Consider the following 14,911-nt stretch of genomic DNA (forward strand, 5'->3'; position numbering starts at 1 on the left):
ATGCTTAATATTTTGATTCTTACAGTATTTTCAGCTGTTACATTATTTTTCGCTTATTACATTGCAAGCAGCGCTAGCTATGCAAAGAGATCTGCAAAGCTCGACGATGCACATTGCCTCGTTCGTGCAGTTGGTGCTATTATCCTCAGCATCACAGTTATAGCTGCTCTTTGGATTGAAGCTGCTTTCTATTATTTTGTATAAGAAGTCATATTTTTCTATGTCTAGCTTTAGGCTTATTTCATCACAATAAGCTCGTAGTCACGAGTTCCAACTCCAATTTTTTCTGCATGCTCAAGAGTCTCAGCCCACGAAACATTAGGATTACTGTTGTGCCAATGATCACCGTGGTCATGGAAGTGTTCCTTTGCCATATTGTCACCAAGCTGGCTGTTTCTGATTGGCTCGGCCTTTTGACAAAGGTCAACACAAGCCTGATCAAGAGCAACTGGATCAAAGGATGCAAGCATTCCTATATTTGGAAGGATAGGTGCATCGTTTTCACCATGGCAATCACAGTTTGGCGATACATCAGTAATAAGACTGATGTGGAATTGAGGTCTGCCAGACACAACTGCTGCTGTGTATTCAGCCATTTTTCTTCCAAGCATCTGAGGAGCATCACCATTATTGTTTTCAATAGCATCAAAAGCACAAGCGCCGATACAACGGCCACAGCCCTTACACTTTTCTGGGTCAATCCAAGCTTTTTTTCCTTCGTAGCTGATGGCATCTGAGCCACATTCCTTTGCACATCTCTTACAACCACGACACATATCGGTAATAACGTGAGGCTGTCCACTGTTGTGCTGCTGCATCTTTCCTGCACGACTGCCGCATCCCATTCCAATATTTTTAATAGCTCCACCAAAGCCAGCCTGTTCATGTCCCTTAAAATGACTGAGTGAAATGAAAATATCTGCATCCATTATGGCACGACCAATATAAGCCTCTTTGCAATACTCACCATTTGGAACAGGAACAATAATATCATCGGTGCCCCTAAGACCATCACCAATAAGGATTTGACAGCCTGTGGTAATTGTATTAAAGCCATTTATATTTGCACAATCCAAATGCTCTAAAGCATGCTTTCTGCTACCTGGATAAAGGGTATTACAGTCTGTTAAAAATGGAAGGCCTCCACATTCCTTTACCACATCAGCAACAGCCTTTGCATAATTAGGTCTAAGATAAGCAAGATTTCCAAGCTCACCAAAATGCATTTTTATAGCGACAAATTTACCGTCCATATCTATAGTGCCAATGCCGGCCTGTCGAATAAGCTTCTGAAGCTTTGCAGGAAGACTCACACCAAGAACCGTTCTAAAGTCGGTAAAATATACCTTTGATTTTTCCATTAGTATAGGCTCCTTTCCCATTACATTCTTTTCCTTCAACAAAATGATCTGCCAGAATCTTTTTTTCTTAATGGGGCTCTTCGCTCTCTGTCAGCAAGAATCTATGACTTCTTGCTGGCAGAACAAGATACTCCCAACATAGATTTATAGACTTAGAATACAATAAAAGACATTGATTATCTACATTTTGACAGAAATAGGTAAAATATAAGCATTTACACTAGTTTTCATAGTGTTAAAATCAGTAAAAATATACTATGGTTGCTTGCTAGCTGAGCAGGAAATCTCCATAAGAAATCTATGACTTCTTGCTGGCAATTCCTTGTTCTGCCAGCAAGAAGTCATAAAATTTAAGGAGCACTTATGTATGAACAAGAATGATTTTGCAATAACTCCACCTATGGGTTGGAACAGCTACGATTATTACGACACCACTGTCACTGAGGACCAGGTAAAAGCTAACGCGGATTTTATGGCCGCCAACCTTAAGAAATATGGCTACGAATACGTAGTTGTGGATATTGAATGGTATTCAAATGATGCGGCCACACAACGAGACAGATTTCAATATATTCCGTTTGGAGATGATGAAATCGATGAATATGGAAGATTCATCCCAAGTCCCACAAGATTTCCTTCTTCAAAAAATGGTGCAGGCTTTAAGCCACTGGCCGACTACTGTCACAATCTAGGGCTTAAGTTTGGTATTCATATAATGAGGGGTATTCCTAGAACCGCAGCAGAACGTCATCTTCCAATCTATGGCTCTAAGTTTACAGCTAATCAGGCGGCTAACCCATCCAGCATATGTGGCTGGAATCCAGATATGTACGGAGTCTGGGATGATGAAGCAGGCCAGGCCTACTATAATTCAATCATCAAACTTTATTCAGAATGGGGTGTTGATTTCATAAAGTGTGATGATATCTGTGATTCTTGGATGTACAAGCCAGAAGATTTTAGTGGTTGGTACGAAACAAGAATGCTTCATAAGGCTATTATGAATTCTGGGCGTGAAATTGTTTTCAGCCTTTCACCAGGACCAGCCCATATAGACAAAGCCTTCCATTATCAGGAAAATGCAAATATGTGGCGCATCACTGATGATTTTTGGGATAAGTGGGAGTTGCTTAAGAATATGTTCTGGCGTTGTGAAATGTGGCAGGAGCATGTAAAGGCTGGAAACTTCCCTGACTGTGATATGCTTCCAATTGGAAAGGTAGGCGCGGGCTTTAACTCAACCCGTGAAAGCAACTTCACCTATGAAGAATGCAAGACGATGATGACTCTTTGGTGCATCTTCCGCTCACCACTAATGATTGGCGGAGAGCTAACAATGATGTCAAAAGATAATCTCAGTCTACTTACAAATGAAAAACTACTCCAGTTTTTGGAGGATGGCTGGGTTCCATCTCAGATAATGCGCGATGACAATCAGGCTATTTGGAAAACCGATAATAAAGCTACAGGAAAGAAGGCGGTGGCTTTCTTTAATCTTTCTGATAGTGAAAGGGTTATAATATTGCATGATAATAATGGGGCGACTGTTGATAATCTCTTCACTGCTGCTGATAATTGCGAGAAAACTGTTAAATGCTACTTCACCGCATTTGATATTTGGTCATACGATGTTGGTAAACATTACACTGCTGTTGATATATGGTCAGGTGAGCCTGTTACTTTGGATTCGAATACAGAAATATGCTTAAAGCCTCATCAGGTAAAAGCATATGTCATTGAAAAATAGATACTCTGGCTGATTCTATAAACAATCTGTAGAGGATTCTATAGCAGATTCTGTGAATACATTTATAAAAGATGCATTCTAGGTGAGATTTTTTTGTAAATTGGTCATGATTACGGAATACAATGCGATTTTCTTCTAATTTTCCGTAGTCACTAAACATTGATAAGAGGCTGATTACGGAAAAAGCTGTATAAAATACTATTTTTTCCGTAGTCAAAATGCCAATCGAGACTTATTATCTTGTTGCCACTTACTGATATGCTTGTCTTCCTACGGAAAAAACATATCTATTTTGCTGCTGTTCCGTAATTGAACTTGATTTACCAATTTCGACTACGGAAAAACTTAGTCATAATCAAGTTTTTTCCGTATAAGCACGCAATTTACCAAAAATCACTAGTACAACACAGAGATTTTAACCTTACATAACTTCAAATAAAATACAGCAGTTCTAAACTTACAGTACTTCAAAAAACATAAAATGCAGCAGTTCTAAACTTACAGTACTTCAAAAACCATGAAATACAGCAGTTTTAGCTTTACAATACTTCAGGAATCTTAAAATACATAGGCTTTACAGCTTCATGAAACATAAAATAAAGGTCTTTTATCTGACAATTTATAAACTAAATATAAAATATTTATAAATTATTAGCACTCGCTATTGACGAGTGCTAATTTTAGGTATATAACGTAGTTACAACAAGGGAACAAATAAAAGCAAATGGTTCCTAAACCAACCTGACTGATAGGTGCAGTCAGAACCCCGGGATATGTGTTATGAATATACAATAGAATATTCATAATGCTCAAGAAGTGCTCATTTGCAAAGCAAATACTTAAATGACACTTCTTCAAATCACAAGTTAAAGCTTTATATAAAAGGAGGAGTGACTTATGTTAATGCCTAGTATTTTATCAAATGATTTTATGGATGATTTCTTTGGAGTACCACGTATGACAGGTTTTGGTCACAACTACGATAGAGATTTCTCTAGAATGATGACCACAGATGTCAAAGAAAACGACAATGGTTACACAGTAGATATGAACCTTCCAGGATTTGCAAAAGAAGATATTAAGGCTGAACTTAATGACGGCTATCTCACCATCAAAGCTGAGACAAATCAAAACAATGATGAGAAGGATGAGGATGGCAAGTACATCCGCCGTGAACGTTACACAGGCTCTTGCTCAAGAAGCTTCTATGTAGGCGATGCTGTAACACAGGAAGATATTCATGCAGCCTTTAAGGACGGCGTGCTAACACTTAGCATCCCTAAGAAAGAAGCAATTCCTCAGAAGGAAGAAACCAAGTATATAGCTATCGAAGGATAAGGAGAAAGGCGCCGCAAGGCGCCTTTTTTTTACCCTAAGATATCTATATATTCCCCAGATAACGCTTTGTTCATGCTGCGGACGGCGCAGAATTTGCCGCACATAGAGCAGGTGTCATCGAATTCTGGTGAACGGTCAGCACGAATGGCTTTGGCGGTTTCTGGATCCAGTGAACATTCCCACTGCTTGTCCCAATCAAAGCACTGACGAGCTGCTGCCATCTCATTATCTATATCCATTGCATGAGGAATCTTCTTTGCAATGTCTGCTGCATGGGCAGCAATCTTTGAAGCAATAATTCCCTGTTTTACATCATCTACATTTGGAAGAGCCAGGTGCTCTGCCGGAGTAACGTAGCATAAAAAGGCTGCTCCGTTTTGTGCGGCAATAGCTCCGCCGATTGCAGAAGTGATGTGGTCGTAACCTGGAGCAATATCTGTTACAAGTGGGCCTAATACGTAGAAAGGCGCACCCATACAAATCTTCTGCTGGATTTTCATATTGGCTGCAATTTCATCCATAGGCATATGACCTGGGCCTTCTACTATTACCTGAACATCTTTTTCCCAGGCACGTTTTGTAAGCTCTCCTAATCGAACCAACTCTTCTATCTGACATACGTCGCTGGCATCTGCAAGACATCCTGGCCTGCAAGCATCTCCAAGGGAAATTGTCACATCATGCTCTCTGCAGATTTCAAGAATTTCATCATAATACTCATAAAAAGGATTTTCCTGTCCAGTCATTGTCATCCATGCAAACACAAGAGAGCCTCCGCGGCTAACAATATTCATTTTACGTTTATGCTTCTTAATCTGCTCAATTGTCTTTCGTGTAATTCCACAATGAAGGGTTACAAAGTCAACACCATCCTCTGCGTGAAGACGTACTACATCAATAAAATCTTGAGCTGTAAGTGTTGCCAAGTCTCTCTGATAATGAATCACACTATCATAGATTGGAACTGTTCCAAGCATGGCAGGACATTCTGCCACCAGCTTCTGTCTGAAGGGCTGAGTGTTTCCATGGCTTGATAAATCCATAATGGCTTCAGCTCCCATATCAACGGCAGCCATAACCTTTTCCATTTCAATCTCGTAATCCTTACAATCACGCGATACCCCTAGATTTACATTTATCTTGGTGCGAAGCATGCTTCCTACACCCTCTGGATTAATGCATTTGTGGTGCTTGTTTGCAGGAATAGCCACTTGCCCTTTTGCCACCAACTCTCTTATTTCTTCTGGTGTGCGATATTCCTTTAAAGCCACCTGCTTCATTTCAGATGTAATAATGCCCTGCCTAGCTGCATCCATTTGTGTTGTGTAACTCATTAATCATTCTCCTTTTTCATTAAATATATCTTAGCCCACTAAATGATTCAGTGGTCCTGATCCCTTACCAAGATTCAAATCTGTACTGATAGCTCTTGTTAGAAACTCTTTTGCTCGAGGAATTGAATCCTTTAATTCGTACCCTAAAGCCAAATTACAGGCTATTGCTGTGGAAAGTGTGCAGCCTGTTCCATGGGTATTTGGATTATCTATTCTTTTCCCCTCAAACCAGGTGATTTTGCCATGATCAAAAAGAACATCATTGGCATCCTTTATTCCATGTCCTCCCTTTAACAAAACCGAGCAGTTATACTTTGTTCCAAGTTCTGCCGCAGCCTCCTCCATAGCATTCTTTCCATAGATGGATTTGCTTGTTAAAACCTCAGCCTCTGGAATATTTGGAGTTATAACTTTGCTTAAAGGAAAAAGGATTTCTGCCATTCTCTCACTGGTTTCATCCCTCATTAAAACACTTCCGCTGGTTGCCACCATCACAGGATCAAGCACAACATTTTCAATCTGATATTGAAGAAGTTTTCTAGCAACCACATCCACCATTTCTACAGATGGAAGCATGCCGATTTTTATTGCCTGGGCTGGTATATCTGAAAGACAGGCTTCGATTTGCTCCTCCAAAAACTGTGGTTCAGCCTCGACTATAGAAGTCACCCCTGTAGTGTTTTGAGAAGTCAATGCGGTGATTGCTGTCATGCCATAGACACCATGGGCACACATGGTTTTAAGGTCAGCCTGAATGCCGGCGCCACCGCTTGAGTCGGAGCCAGCGATTGAAAGTACTACCTGCATAATAACACCTCCTTGCTGGACACCTCATCAGTCAGCTCCGCTGACAGCTTCCCCTCAAGGGGAAGCCTTTCAAGGGGAAGCCTTGACTTCATTTTAATTGCAGCTTCCTTTGGCGAGTCTGCTTTCATGATTGCTGAAACTGCGCATACTCCTGAGATTCCTGTGCCTCTTAGCACCTCCATGTTGTCTGGTTTTAGCCCTCCTATGGCATTGACTGGAATACTGACAGTCCGACAAATATCCGCCAAGGTCTCTACCGATGTAAGCACTGTCTTAACCTTTGTGGTGGTAGGATAAATGGCTCCCACTCCAAGGTAATCAGCCCCATCCTTCTCGGCAGCCCTAGCCGCCTCAACAGTTTTTGCAGTTGCGCCAAGGATTTTCCCTCGGCCAATGATTTTTCTTGCCAGAGCAACAGGCATATCCTCTGCACCAACATGAACTCCCTCTGCGTCCACTGCAAGCATCACATCTACCCTGTCATCGATAATGAGAGGAACCTGATACTTCTGTGTAAGCTTATGTACTTCCTTAGCCAGCTCTATATACTCTTTTGTAGATTTGGTTTTCTCCCTCAGCTGAACCAAGGTAACTCCCCCTTCCAAAGCAGATTCTACTCTCTCCAAAAATTCCTGTCTTTCATAGCCTGTGCTATCAGTTATGAAATATAGGGTCGTATCAATAATCATATAAACACCTCTTACACCTCATCAGTTAGCTCCGCCCTCAAGGAGAAGCCTTTCAAAAGGATTCTTATGTAGTTCATCCAATAGATTTACCATAAAGGTTCCTGGGCCTTTGTCAGTCTGTGCTTTTTCTCCACAGCTTTTGAAAAACTTGCAGGCCTTTTCCACCGACACCTCAGAATTATCAAAAGCAAGGAAGGTGGCAATAATGGCTCCCAGCATACAACCTGTTCCTGTAACTGTTGATAGCTGCTTGCAGCCTCCTTCAACCTTTTTTATCCCCCCTGATAGCTGCTTGCAGCCTCCTTCAACTCTTTTTTTATCCCATAATGTCTGTTCACGGTCTCCAATAGCCCTAGAAACTACTCCAGAAAATCCTATAAAATCAGCCGCTCCCGTAGCCAGAACCACACAATTATATTTCTGAGCAACTTGCAGGATTGCCGTCTCGATTTTTTTTGTCTCGATATGTGCAACTGCATCTACACCACTACTTTTATAATTTTCATCATATAGTGCAATAATTTCAGAATAATTCCCTTTAATGACGGACACCTTTCCAACAGCAAGTAATTCCTTGATAAAAGCTCGCCTAAAGCTGGAGCATGCCACTCCAACCCCATCCAAAACAACCGGTATTTCCAAGGCATTGGCAACCTTTATTGATTTTTTCATAGCCTCAATTCTATTGTCAGAAATATTTCCTAGGTTTAGTAATAGTGCATCGGCGGTTTCTGTTATCTCTTCCACTTCCATAGGATGTTCTGCCATAATAGGTCTGGCTCCTAAAGCCAGAACCGTATTTGCAGATTGATTCATTGCGATGGGATTGGTTAAACAATGGATTAAAGGCTTTCTGTTTTCTGTTTCTTTACACATACAGAATCTTCTCCCTTAAGCTTGCTTTGAATCTCAATGAGAACCCCTGCGCTTTGAAGCTGATATAAGAACAGAGCTGCAATTGAACCGCCGATTAAGGTTCCACAAATAAAAGATGGAACATAGAAAAGCCAGCTCAATCCCTCTCTTCCCCACAGGAAGGTCATAACAGGATATGACACAATTGCTCCGATAATTCCGGTTCCGATAATCTCTCCAAGCACCGCTGACATAATATTTCCCTTTGAAACTCTATAAAAAACACCTGAAAGTAATGCGCCAAACACTGCTCCTGTAAGAGCCAGTGGAGGAATCCCCATCAAGCTCATTCTCAGGACTCCAATCATCAAAGCAACCAAGAATGCTTCCACAGGTCCCAAGAAAACTGCAGCTGTAATATTTATCAAATGAGCCATAGGGCACATGCCCTCTATGCGCAGCAGGGGCGAAATCACAACTCCCACCCCCACGAACATGCTCATAGTAACAAGTTTTAGTAAATTCATCTTTTTCATCTTAATCATCCTCCTTTTGTTTGTTTTTATGTGCTCTCACAACCTTGGATGCGCGAGCAGGGAAGTATCGTGCCGAGCGAGGGAGGACCTACGCCGGCGGGAGGCCCCTCGCGAAAGTACGAGGGGTGCCCTGCGGGAGCACAAATATCTAGGTTTGCACATATAAAAAAATAGAAGCCACCTGATTCAGATGGCTTCCATGAATGTACTAAAATGTTACACGGCATCCCTACGTTGGCATTATCCAAATCAGGTTCTCGGTCGAAGGTCACACCTTCCTCTCAGCCTGTTTACAAGCTCCCGTTTGTATTAAGTTAAATTTATATGAAGTTGCAGAGCAATTTCATATAAATTAAAAAAGTAGCTGTCTGGAAACTACATTTCCAAACAGCTACAGTATATCGTATTTACGAATTAATGCAAGAACTTTTTGATAATTATATATCTGTTAAAGCTCCAATCTGCTCAAGCACGTTATTCATATCCTCAAACATGAAGCCCTTCTTGGTAATCTTAACCTTCATATCCTCAATATCATTAGATACAGTATCGAAGTATCCCTGAGAATCAGCAATGTTTGCAGATATATCCTGAATAGAAGATTCGCAGTTTTCAAAGACACCAGCCATCTGCTTACTCTGATCTGTAACCTCATCAGCAACAGTCTTAATCTGACCTACAACCTCCTGAGTTTCAACAACTCGATTATGAGAAGCCTCGATAGCATCCTTTGTGTGATCCACTGATTCTACAAGTCGATTATTGTTTTCATCAAGCTCCTTCATACTATCAAAGATAGATGTTACGACGCTCTGAATCTCGGTAGAAAGATTTGTTACCTCGTCAGCAACTACGGCGAATCCACGTCCAGCTTCACCTGCTCTGGCAGCCTCAATAGATGCATTAAGAGCAAGAAGATTTGTCTGCTTTGCGAAACCACCGATTAACTCAACCTTTTCACGGATATCATCGAAACTCTTCTGGAAGGCCTCAAACACCTCCTCAACCTGTGCAATTGTATCAGCAACAGCACCAGAGCTCTCATCTACCTTTTCCATTCCCTTGTGTGAGTCTTCTGCTGTAACCTCAAGCTTCTTTACAATATCTTCAAAAGCTCTTGTGATTTCCTCAATAGTTCTGAACTGCTCACGGAAATCACTAACAGAATCAGAAATATTAGCATATTTGTCCTCAACCACTGAGAAGGATTCTCTGATTGTATCAATACCAGCAATGGTGTTAGACTCCTCCTGCTGAAGCTTATCCTTCTGCTCAATAGAGAATCTTCCAACATCCTTAATGGCTTTCATTCTAGTCTTAAGATCAACCTTTTTTTCAACACTTTCAGCCTTAGCTTCAACCTGCTGATCAACAGCTTTCTTTCTTCCGAAAAGTCCCATAGTATTTACCTCCATGAAAAGGAATAACGTCGCTTATCCATTACTCAAACACTACACAAACCATTGTTTGATTAACGTGCTGCTTTTTGTATTGTTCACCACCACCAACTATTCCAACATGAGGTCCTACGGACTTCATATTGCCAATCAGCTCATTTAGATATCCTCTGTTCTCAAATAGCAAGTGTCTGTAAATACAATTTATTGAGAAGATGAAGGAAATCTTTCCATCGTCTTTAATTTGCTCTCTTGTTTCGGCATTAATTCCTTCGTAGTCCTTTAGTTCCAGAACCTGAATGGAATCGTTCTCATTAATTCTCTTATAGTTAATCAATGAGCCATTTGAGGTAACCTCGTATGGGCTGGAAATGAATATCTCATCACCAATAACACGCCCCAATGGATTAGTTAAAACATTATCAACTATCTGACCTCTGCTAACATCTGCATCCTCGCAATAAACATCAGCTGCTGGTCTTCCATCCAAGGTGATAAGCTCCTTATTTGCAAGGTTAACCTTGGTAGCAAAATGTTTACGAGCATGATCCATAGGACCATATATATTTTCAGAGTAGGTTCTAATCTTTCCTGACTTATTTTTAATAAGAGCGTAACAGCAAGCATCTGGGTACAACTCACCATTTAACATAGCCTTTGCCTGGGTTCCCGCTTTGTTTCCGAAGATTGTTCCACCTACTACAGGGACACGAGCCTTCTCAAGGGCAACATTCATTGATGTTACAAGTCGTTCCTCATCGTTAGTACAGAACTCTAGGCAGATTGTATTTCCATCCCCTGCTGAAATTTTCGAAACCTTCTCAGACAATGCAGGAATATCAAACATTGGAGATTTAGACAGGTTGCGAATAATACCAACCTCTACCTCTGCATCGCTTCCAAAAGCTATAAGAACCATTCTTGAATCAGAGGAGTCTGTGCCATAGTAGTTAATGCTACCTGTTCCAATTAACGGAATGTTAGGAAATTTGGAAGCTATAAGCTTTGAAGCCTTTTCCAAATGATCAAAAGAGCTTAATAGCACCAAAAGCTTAGGAGTACCTGCCTTTGCACACACCTCAGCTACTGCTGCTTCTACGTCTTGTTTAATAGATGTACCTACTGAAATTTGCATAAAAACCCTCCTAAATCACATTCTCCCCAACAACTGTCCACTTCAACAACTCCATCATAGCACAACTGTGTATTAAGACTCGGTATTTCACAGTTTTTTTAAAATAAAGACTCCGTAGTTTCACAAATTGCAAAACTACGGAGTCCATCTCCATTAAAATCAATATTTTATTCGTATCTAAGCGCATCAATAGGATTAAGCTTAGCTGCTTTATTTGCAGGATAATATCCAAAGAATACACCAATAGCCATTGAAAATCCAACAGCAATGATAATACTTGAAGGTGATACCGCTGCACTGTAGCCCATAAGCTTAACAGCAACTGTTCCAAGTCCAACGCCAAGAACAATTCCGATAACACCACCAATCAAGCAAATAACCACCGACTCAGTAATAAACTGAAGACGGATAGAGCTATTCTTTGCACCAAGAGCCTTTCTGGTACCAATTTCCTTAGTACGCTCTGTGATGGATACCAGCATGATGTTCATAACACCAATACCACCTACCACAAGGGATATTCCAGCGATAACCGACAGTGCCAGCTGAATCATGCTTATCATGGAATTCATTGAATCCATCATGGAAGCCATACTGATAACTGCCACCTCGTAAGCATCATTTCTTGAGTAATAATGAGAATTGAAAAAGTCTCTAACTGTGGTTGCAAAGGTGTTGTTGTCAGTATCAACAGATGTAACCAACATCAAGAAGCTATAACCCTTGTTCTGAGTATGGTTTTCGATTCGAGCAGTCTGTAAAGGAATCATAACCTCAGTGGTTGGATTGTCAGAGGCGCCAAAAGAAAACTGCTCTTCAACATACTTGTAAACGCCTACAACGTGATATGTGTAGTAGGTATTACCCATGGTGATTTCAATTTCCTGGCCAAGTACACTATCATTATCTCCCTTGTACAAGCGTTCTACCATTTTATCAGAAACCATGCAGACCTTTTTTCCTTCTGCATAATCCTGTGTCAGGAACTCTCTACCAGCAAGCACTTCTCGTTTGTTGAATTCCATGTAGTCTTTGTTATAACCTACAATTTTAACATTGGCACTTTTGCTGCCATGAGAAACCTTTGACTGAGGTGAACCATAGTCACCACCTATGTTTTCATTAAGAAGAATGTACTTAATGTTATCTGAGTACTCTTCCTTAAATTCCTTAAGCATATCCTTTGTGATAAGATCTTCATCAGTCATATCACGAATATATCCAGATCCATAGCTCATACCATCATCAGAGGTCTCGCTATCTCTAGATTTTTCCATAACACCCATCTGAAGGTTGTTGGCACCAATATCCTGCATGGTGCTATTAACAATCAAGGTGATTGAATTACCAACTGTCATAATGGCAATTACGGATGCAATACCAATAATAATTCCAAGCATCGTGAGCAAGGAACGCATTATATTTGCTTTAAGTCCCGCTAGTGCAACAAGGACGTTTTCTGTAAATAACATTATTCGCCCTCCTTTGCTTTTAAGCCTGCCCAATTTCCTTTAGACTCACCGATGATATTACCATCCTTAAGAGTGATAATACGCTGAGTTTCCTGTGAAAGCTCTGGCGAGTGTGTGATTAAAACTATTGTCTTGCCCTGCTCCTCGTGAAGTCTGTGGAAGATATCCATAATAAGACGACCAGTAGCAGAATCCAAGGCACCAGTTGGCTCATCTGCCAAAATGATTGCTGGGTCATTTGCCATCGCACGTGCTATAGCCACACGCTGCTTCTGACCACCTGAAAGCTCATCAGGCTTGTGCATCATTCTATCTGTCATTTCCACTTCTTCAAGAAGCATCTTTGCACGCTCTGTTCGCTCTGCTCTGCCCATGCCTGCATACATCATAGGAAGCTCCACGTTTTTAAGAGCGCTAGTTCTAGCTATAAGATTGTAGGTCTGAAAAACGAAACCTATCTTTTTATTTCTAAGAACAGAAAGCTCAGAATCCTTTGCCTTCTCAATATCAATTCCGTCAAGGGTATACTCTCCAGCAGTAGGACGATCAAGGGCGCCGATAATATTCATCAATGTGGATTTACCAGAACCAGACTGACCAACTATGGAAACAAACTCTCCCTCATTAACTGTAAAGTTCAAACCATGGAGCACCTCAAATTCATTAGGCGTTCCAATGAAAAAGCTTTTATGGATATTGCGAAGGTCAAGCATTATATTGTCTGCCATAAAAACCTCCTACATCATATAATCCATAATATCTGTGCTTGGACCATCTGAGGTTATTTCCTCAACAGTCATGCCCTTCTTAAGACCTTTGCCTTTGATTTCAACGTAATAGTCGCTTTCAAGCCCCTTTGTTACAGTGATATTCTTCTTGTTACCCTTCTTGTCGATGGTAGTAATAAAGTAGCTCTCGTCATCTTCATTTCTCTGGATACAATCATATGGGACGCAAAGAACATTCTTAACTGAATCCATAACAACACTGGCCTTAGCTGTCATACCAACACGCATTCTGTCATCCACGCCGTCCATCTTTATCTTCACTTTATATGAAGCGACACCTGAGCTAGATGAATTCTGTGAGTTGGAAGAAATAGAACCTTCTGATGCAAGGGATGCAAAAGTAACCTCGCCATCAAAGGTCTCATCTCCTGTAGCCTCAAACTTAACCTTAGCAGGAAGACCTTCCTTAATGTTTGCAATGTCGTATTCGTTAACAGTAGCCTCTACTACAAATTCGCTAGTATCAGCGATTGTAAACACAACGTTACCCTGGGCATAGTTGTTGCCCTCTTCTACATTCATTGTGAGGATGTAACCAGAAATAGGAGCCTCTACAGTTGTAGCACTCTTGCTTTCGTATACCTTATCCTTTTCATCTGCCTGAGTATAGTTCTCTGCAAACTGCTGCTTAAGCTGTGCAAGCTCAATTGAATTTTGATAAGATACAATCTGCTCCTGAAGTGTCTTAACTTCATCCTGCTTTGCTTCGTAACCATCTATTGTTACATTATGCATAGTTGCACAAGCAGAAGACTCAGATTCAAATCTCTTTTTCTTTTCCTCATCGTATGGATGATTGAGATAGTCCTCCTGAGCATCCTTTAAGTTCTTATAGTAGATTTCCTTATCCTGAAGCCATTCATTATCTTCATCGATTTTTCTCTGAGCATCGGCAATCTTCTGCTGTAAGTCAGCAATCGAATAAGTTGTCTCAACTGAGTTAATGTTGTACTGCGCATTTAACTCATTGATTTTTCTATCGTAGTCATCACCATCGAATTCAACTACAACAGTACCAGCCTCAACATAGTCACCAACCTCATAGTTGATCTTCTCAACCTTGATGCCAGTAACACTTCCACCGATAGTTGATGTTACCTTTGCAGTCTCCTTGGCTGTAAGATTTCCTGTGACACTGACAGTCTTCTGTAAGTCCTGCTGCTCAATCTGTGTGGTAACTGGCTGATTTGCCTGCTCCTCAATAAGCTTCTTAGCTTGAGCTGCTCTGTGACGAACAAAAAGTACTACGCCTACAATAACAGCAAGCACAACAATCAGCTTAACATGCTTCTTAAAAAATCCACCTAGTTTCTTTAAGAACCCTGAACCTTTGCCACCTTTAGTTGTAGAACCGTATGACCCAGTTTCTACAGTAGCGGCCTCCTTCTTTTTCATACCAAACATTTTACATCCTCCAAATATTACTCATTACTCACTGATTGGTAGTTTAAA

At 40.8% G+C, this 14,911-nt stretch carries 14 protein-coding genes and 1 riboswitch; of the genes, 3 read left to right on the plus strand and 11 right to left on the minus strand.

Annotated features, from left to right (window positions below):
• The gene (locus tag BLR54_RS05950) at positions 1-204 is read left to right on the plus strand and encodes a hypothetical protein (RefSeq protein WP_090418097.1); all 204 of its coding nucleotides are present in this window, start codon (positions 1-3) and stop codon (positions 202-204) included.
• A gap of 32 nt (positions 205-236) precedes the next feature.
• Here the strand turns inward: BLR54_RS05950 and BLR54_RS05955 are convergent, their stop codons facing one another.
• Positions 237-1,361: a DUF362 domain-containing protein gene (locus tag BLR54_RS05955; protein WP_090418506.1), complete on the minus strand. Its 1,125-nt coding sequence runs from the start codon at positions 1,359-1,361 to the stop codon at positions 237-239.
• Positions 1,362-1,728: 367 nt separating this feature from the next.
• Here BLR54_RS05955 and BLR54_RS05960 point away from each other — a divergent pair, with 367 nt between their 5' ends.
• Together BLR54_RS05960 and BLR54_RS05965 are read left to right on the plus strand one after the other, a co-directional pair.
• Positions 1,729-3,108 (plus strand): glycoside hydrolase family 27 protein, encoded by a 1,380-nt coding sequence (locus BLR54_RS05960; RefSeq protein ID WP_090418100.1) that lies wholly within the window; start codon positions 1,729-1,731, stop codon positions 3,106-3,108.
• A gap of 897 nt (positions 3,109-4,005) precedes the next feature.
• Entirely contained in the window at positions 4,006-4,446 is a 441-nt protein-coding gene (locus BLR54_RS05965; protein WP_090418103.1) for an Hsp20/alpha crystallin family protein, read from the plus strand.
• 29 nt (positions 4,447-4,475) lie between these two features.
• Here the strand turns inward: BLR54_RS05965 and thiC are convergent, their stop codons facing one another.
• From thiC to BLR54_RS06015, 10 genes are all read right to left on the minus strand, one after another.
• Positions 4,476-5,780: a phosphomethylpyrimidine synthase ThiC gene (gene thiC / locus BLR54_RS05970; protein ID WP_090418106.1), complete on the minus strand. Its 1,305-nt coding sequence runs from the start codon at positions 5,778-5,780 to the stop codon at positions 4,476-4,478.
• A 30-nt stretch (positions 5,781-5,810) separates the two neighbouring features.
• Positions 5,811-6,587, minus strand: coding sequence for a bifunctional hydroxymethylpyrimidine kinase/phosphomethylpyrimidine kinase (gene thiD / locus BLR54_RS05975; RefSeq protein WP_090418109.1), 777 nt, complete (start codon positions 6,585-6,587; stop codon positions 5,811-5,813).
• Entirely contained in the window at positions 6,578-7,276 is a 699-nt protein-coding gene (gene thiE, locus BLR54_RS05980) for a thiamine phosphate synthase (RefSeq protein ID WP_090418112.1), read from the minus strand. Before thiE ends, thiD begins: the two co-directional genes overlap by 10 nt.
• 21 nt (positions 7,277-7,297) lie before the next feature.
• Positions 7,298-8,152: a hydroxyethylthiazole kinase gene (locus tag BLR54_RS05985; RefSeq protein ID WP_090418118.1), complete on the minus strand. Its 855-nt coding sequence runs from the start codon at positions 8,150-8,152 to the stop codon at positions 7,298-7,300.
• A complete protein-coding gene (gene thiW, locus BLR54_RS05990; protein WP_090418121.1) occupies positions 8,119-8,667 on the minus strand; it encodes an energy coupling factor transporter S component ThiW in 549 nt (182 codons plus the stop codon). Before thiW ends, BLR54_RS05985 begins: the two co-directional genes overlap by 34 nt.
• A 209-nt stretch (positions 8,668-8,876) precedes the next feature.
• Positions 8,877-8,981, minus strand: a riboswitch (TPP riboswitch).
• 123 nt (positions 8,982-9,104) lie between these two features.
• Positions 9,105-10,067, minus strand: a complete 963-nt coding sequence (locus tag BLR54_RS05995) for a methyl-accepting chemotaxis protein (RefSeq protein ID WP_176761866.1) — start codon at positions 10,065-10,067, stop codon at positions 9,105-9,107.
• 40 nt (positions 10,068-10,107) lie between these two features.
• Positions 10,108-11,199, minus strand: coding sequence for an FIST signal transduction protein (locus tag BLR54_RS06000; RefSeq protein WP_090418127.1), 1,092 nt, complete (start codon positions 11,197-11,199; stop codon positions 10,108-10,110).
• Positions 11,200-11,366: 167 nt separating this feature from the next.
• The gene (locus BLR54_RS06005) at positions 11,367-12,671 is read right to left on the minus strand and encodes an ABC transporter permease (protein ID WP_090418130.1); all 1,305 of its coding nucleotides are present in this window, start codon (positions 12,669-12,671) and stop codon (positions 11,367-11,369) included.
• Entirely contained in the window at positions 12,671-13,399 is a 729-nt protein-coding gene (locus BLR54_RS06010) for an ABC transporter ATP-binding protein (protein WP_090418134.1), read from the minus strand. The genes BLR54_RS06005 and BLR54_RS06010 overlap by 1 nt, the downstream gene beginning before the upstream one ends.
• 9 nt (positions 13,400-13,408) lie before the next feature.
• Positions 13,409-14,863 carry an efflux RND transporter periplasmic adaptor subunit gene (locus BLR54_RS06015; protein ID WP_090418142.1) on the minus strand — a complete coding sequence of 485 codons (1,455 nt, stop codon included), beginning with the start codon at positions 14,861-14,863 and terminating at the stop codon, positions 13,409-13,411.
• Positions 14,864-14,911: the final 48 nt, after the last annotated feature.

Origin of the sequence: Pseudobutyrivibrio sp. YE44 (assembly GCF_900104335.1) — a bacterium.
Classification (GTDB): Bacteria; Bacillota; Clostridia; order Lachnospirales; family Lachnospiraceae; genus Pseudobutyrivibrio.

What these genes read in the sequence shown, in the direction of transcription:
- thiD (WP_090418109.1), bottom strand. Translation starts at nt 6,587, where the DNA reads ATGCAGGTAGTACTTTCAATCGCTGGCTCCGACTCAAGCGGTGGCGCC.
- BLR54_RS05965 (WP_090418103.1), top strand. Translation starts at nt 4,006, where the DNA reads ATGTTAATGCCTAGTATTTTATCAAATGATTTTATGGATGATTTCTTT.
- BLR54_RS06005 (WP_090418130.1), bottom strand. Translation starts at nt 12,671, where the DNA reads ATGTTATTTACAGAAAACGTCCTTGTTGCACTAGCGGGACTTAAAGCA.
- thiC (WP_090418106.1), bottom strand. Translation starts at nt 5,780, where the DNA reads ATGAGTTACACAACACAAATGGATGCAGCTAGGCAGGGCATTATTACA.
- BLR54_RS05995 (WP_176761866.1), bottom strand. Translation starts at nt 10,067, where the DNA reads ATGGGACTTTTCGGAAGAAAGAAAGCTGTTGATCAGCAGGTTGAAGCT.
- BLR54_RS05985 (WP_090418118.1), bottom strand. Translation starts at nt 8,152, where the DNA reads ATGTGTAAAGAAACAGAAAACAGAAAGCCTTTAATCCATTGTTTAACC.
- BLR54_RS05950 (WP_090418097.1), top strand. Translation starts at nt 1, where the DNA reads ATGCTTAATATTTTGATTCTTACAGTATTTTCAGCTGTTACATTATTT.
- BLR54_RS06010 (WP_090418134.1), bottom strand. Translation starts at nt 13,399, where the DNA reads ATGGCAGACAATATAATGCTTGACCTTCGCAATATCCATAAAAGCTTT.
- BLR54_RS06000 (WP_090418127.1), bottom strand. Translation starts at nt 11,199, where the DNA reads ATGCAAATTTCAGTAGGTACATCTATTAAACAAGACGTAGAAGCAGCA.
- BLR54_RS06015 (WP_090418142.1), bottom strand. Translation starts at nt 14,863, where the DNA reads ATGTTTGGTATGAAAAAGAAGGAGGCCGCTACTGTAGAAACTGGGTCA.
- thiE (WP_090418112.1), bottom strand. Translation starts at nt 7,276, where the DNA reads ATGATTATTGATACGACCCTATATTTCATAACTGATAGCACAGGCTAT.
- thiW (WP_090418121.1), bottom strand. Translation starts at nt 8,667, where the DNA reads ATGAAAAAGATGAATTTACTAAAACTTGTTACTATGAGCATGTTCGTG.
- BLR54_RS05955 (WP_090418506.1), bottom strand. Translation starts at nt 1,361, where the DNA reads ATGGAAAAATCAAAGGTATATTTTACCGACTTTAGAACGGTTCTTGGT.
- BLR54_RS05960 (WP_090418100.1), top strand. Translation starts at nt 1,729, where the DNA reads ATGAACAAGAATGATTTTGCAATAACTCCACCTATGGGTTGGAACAGC.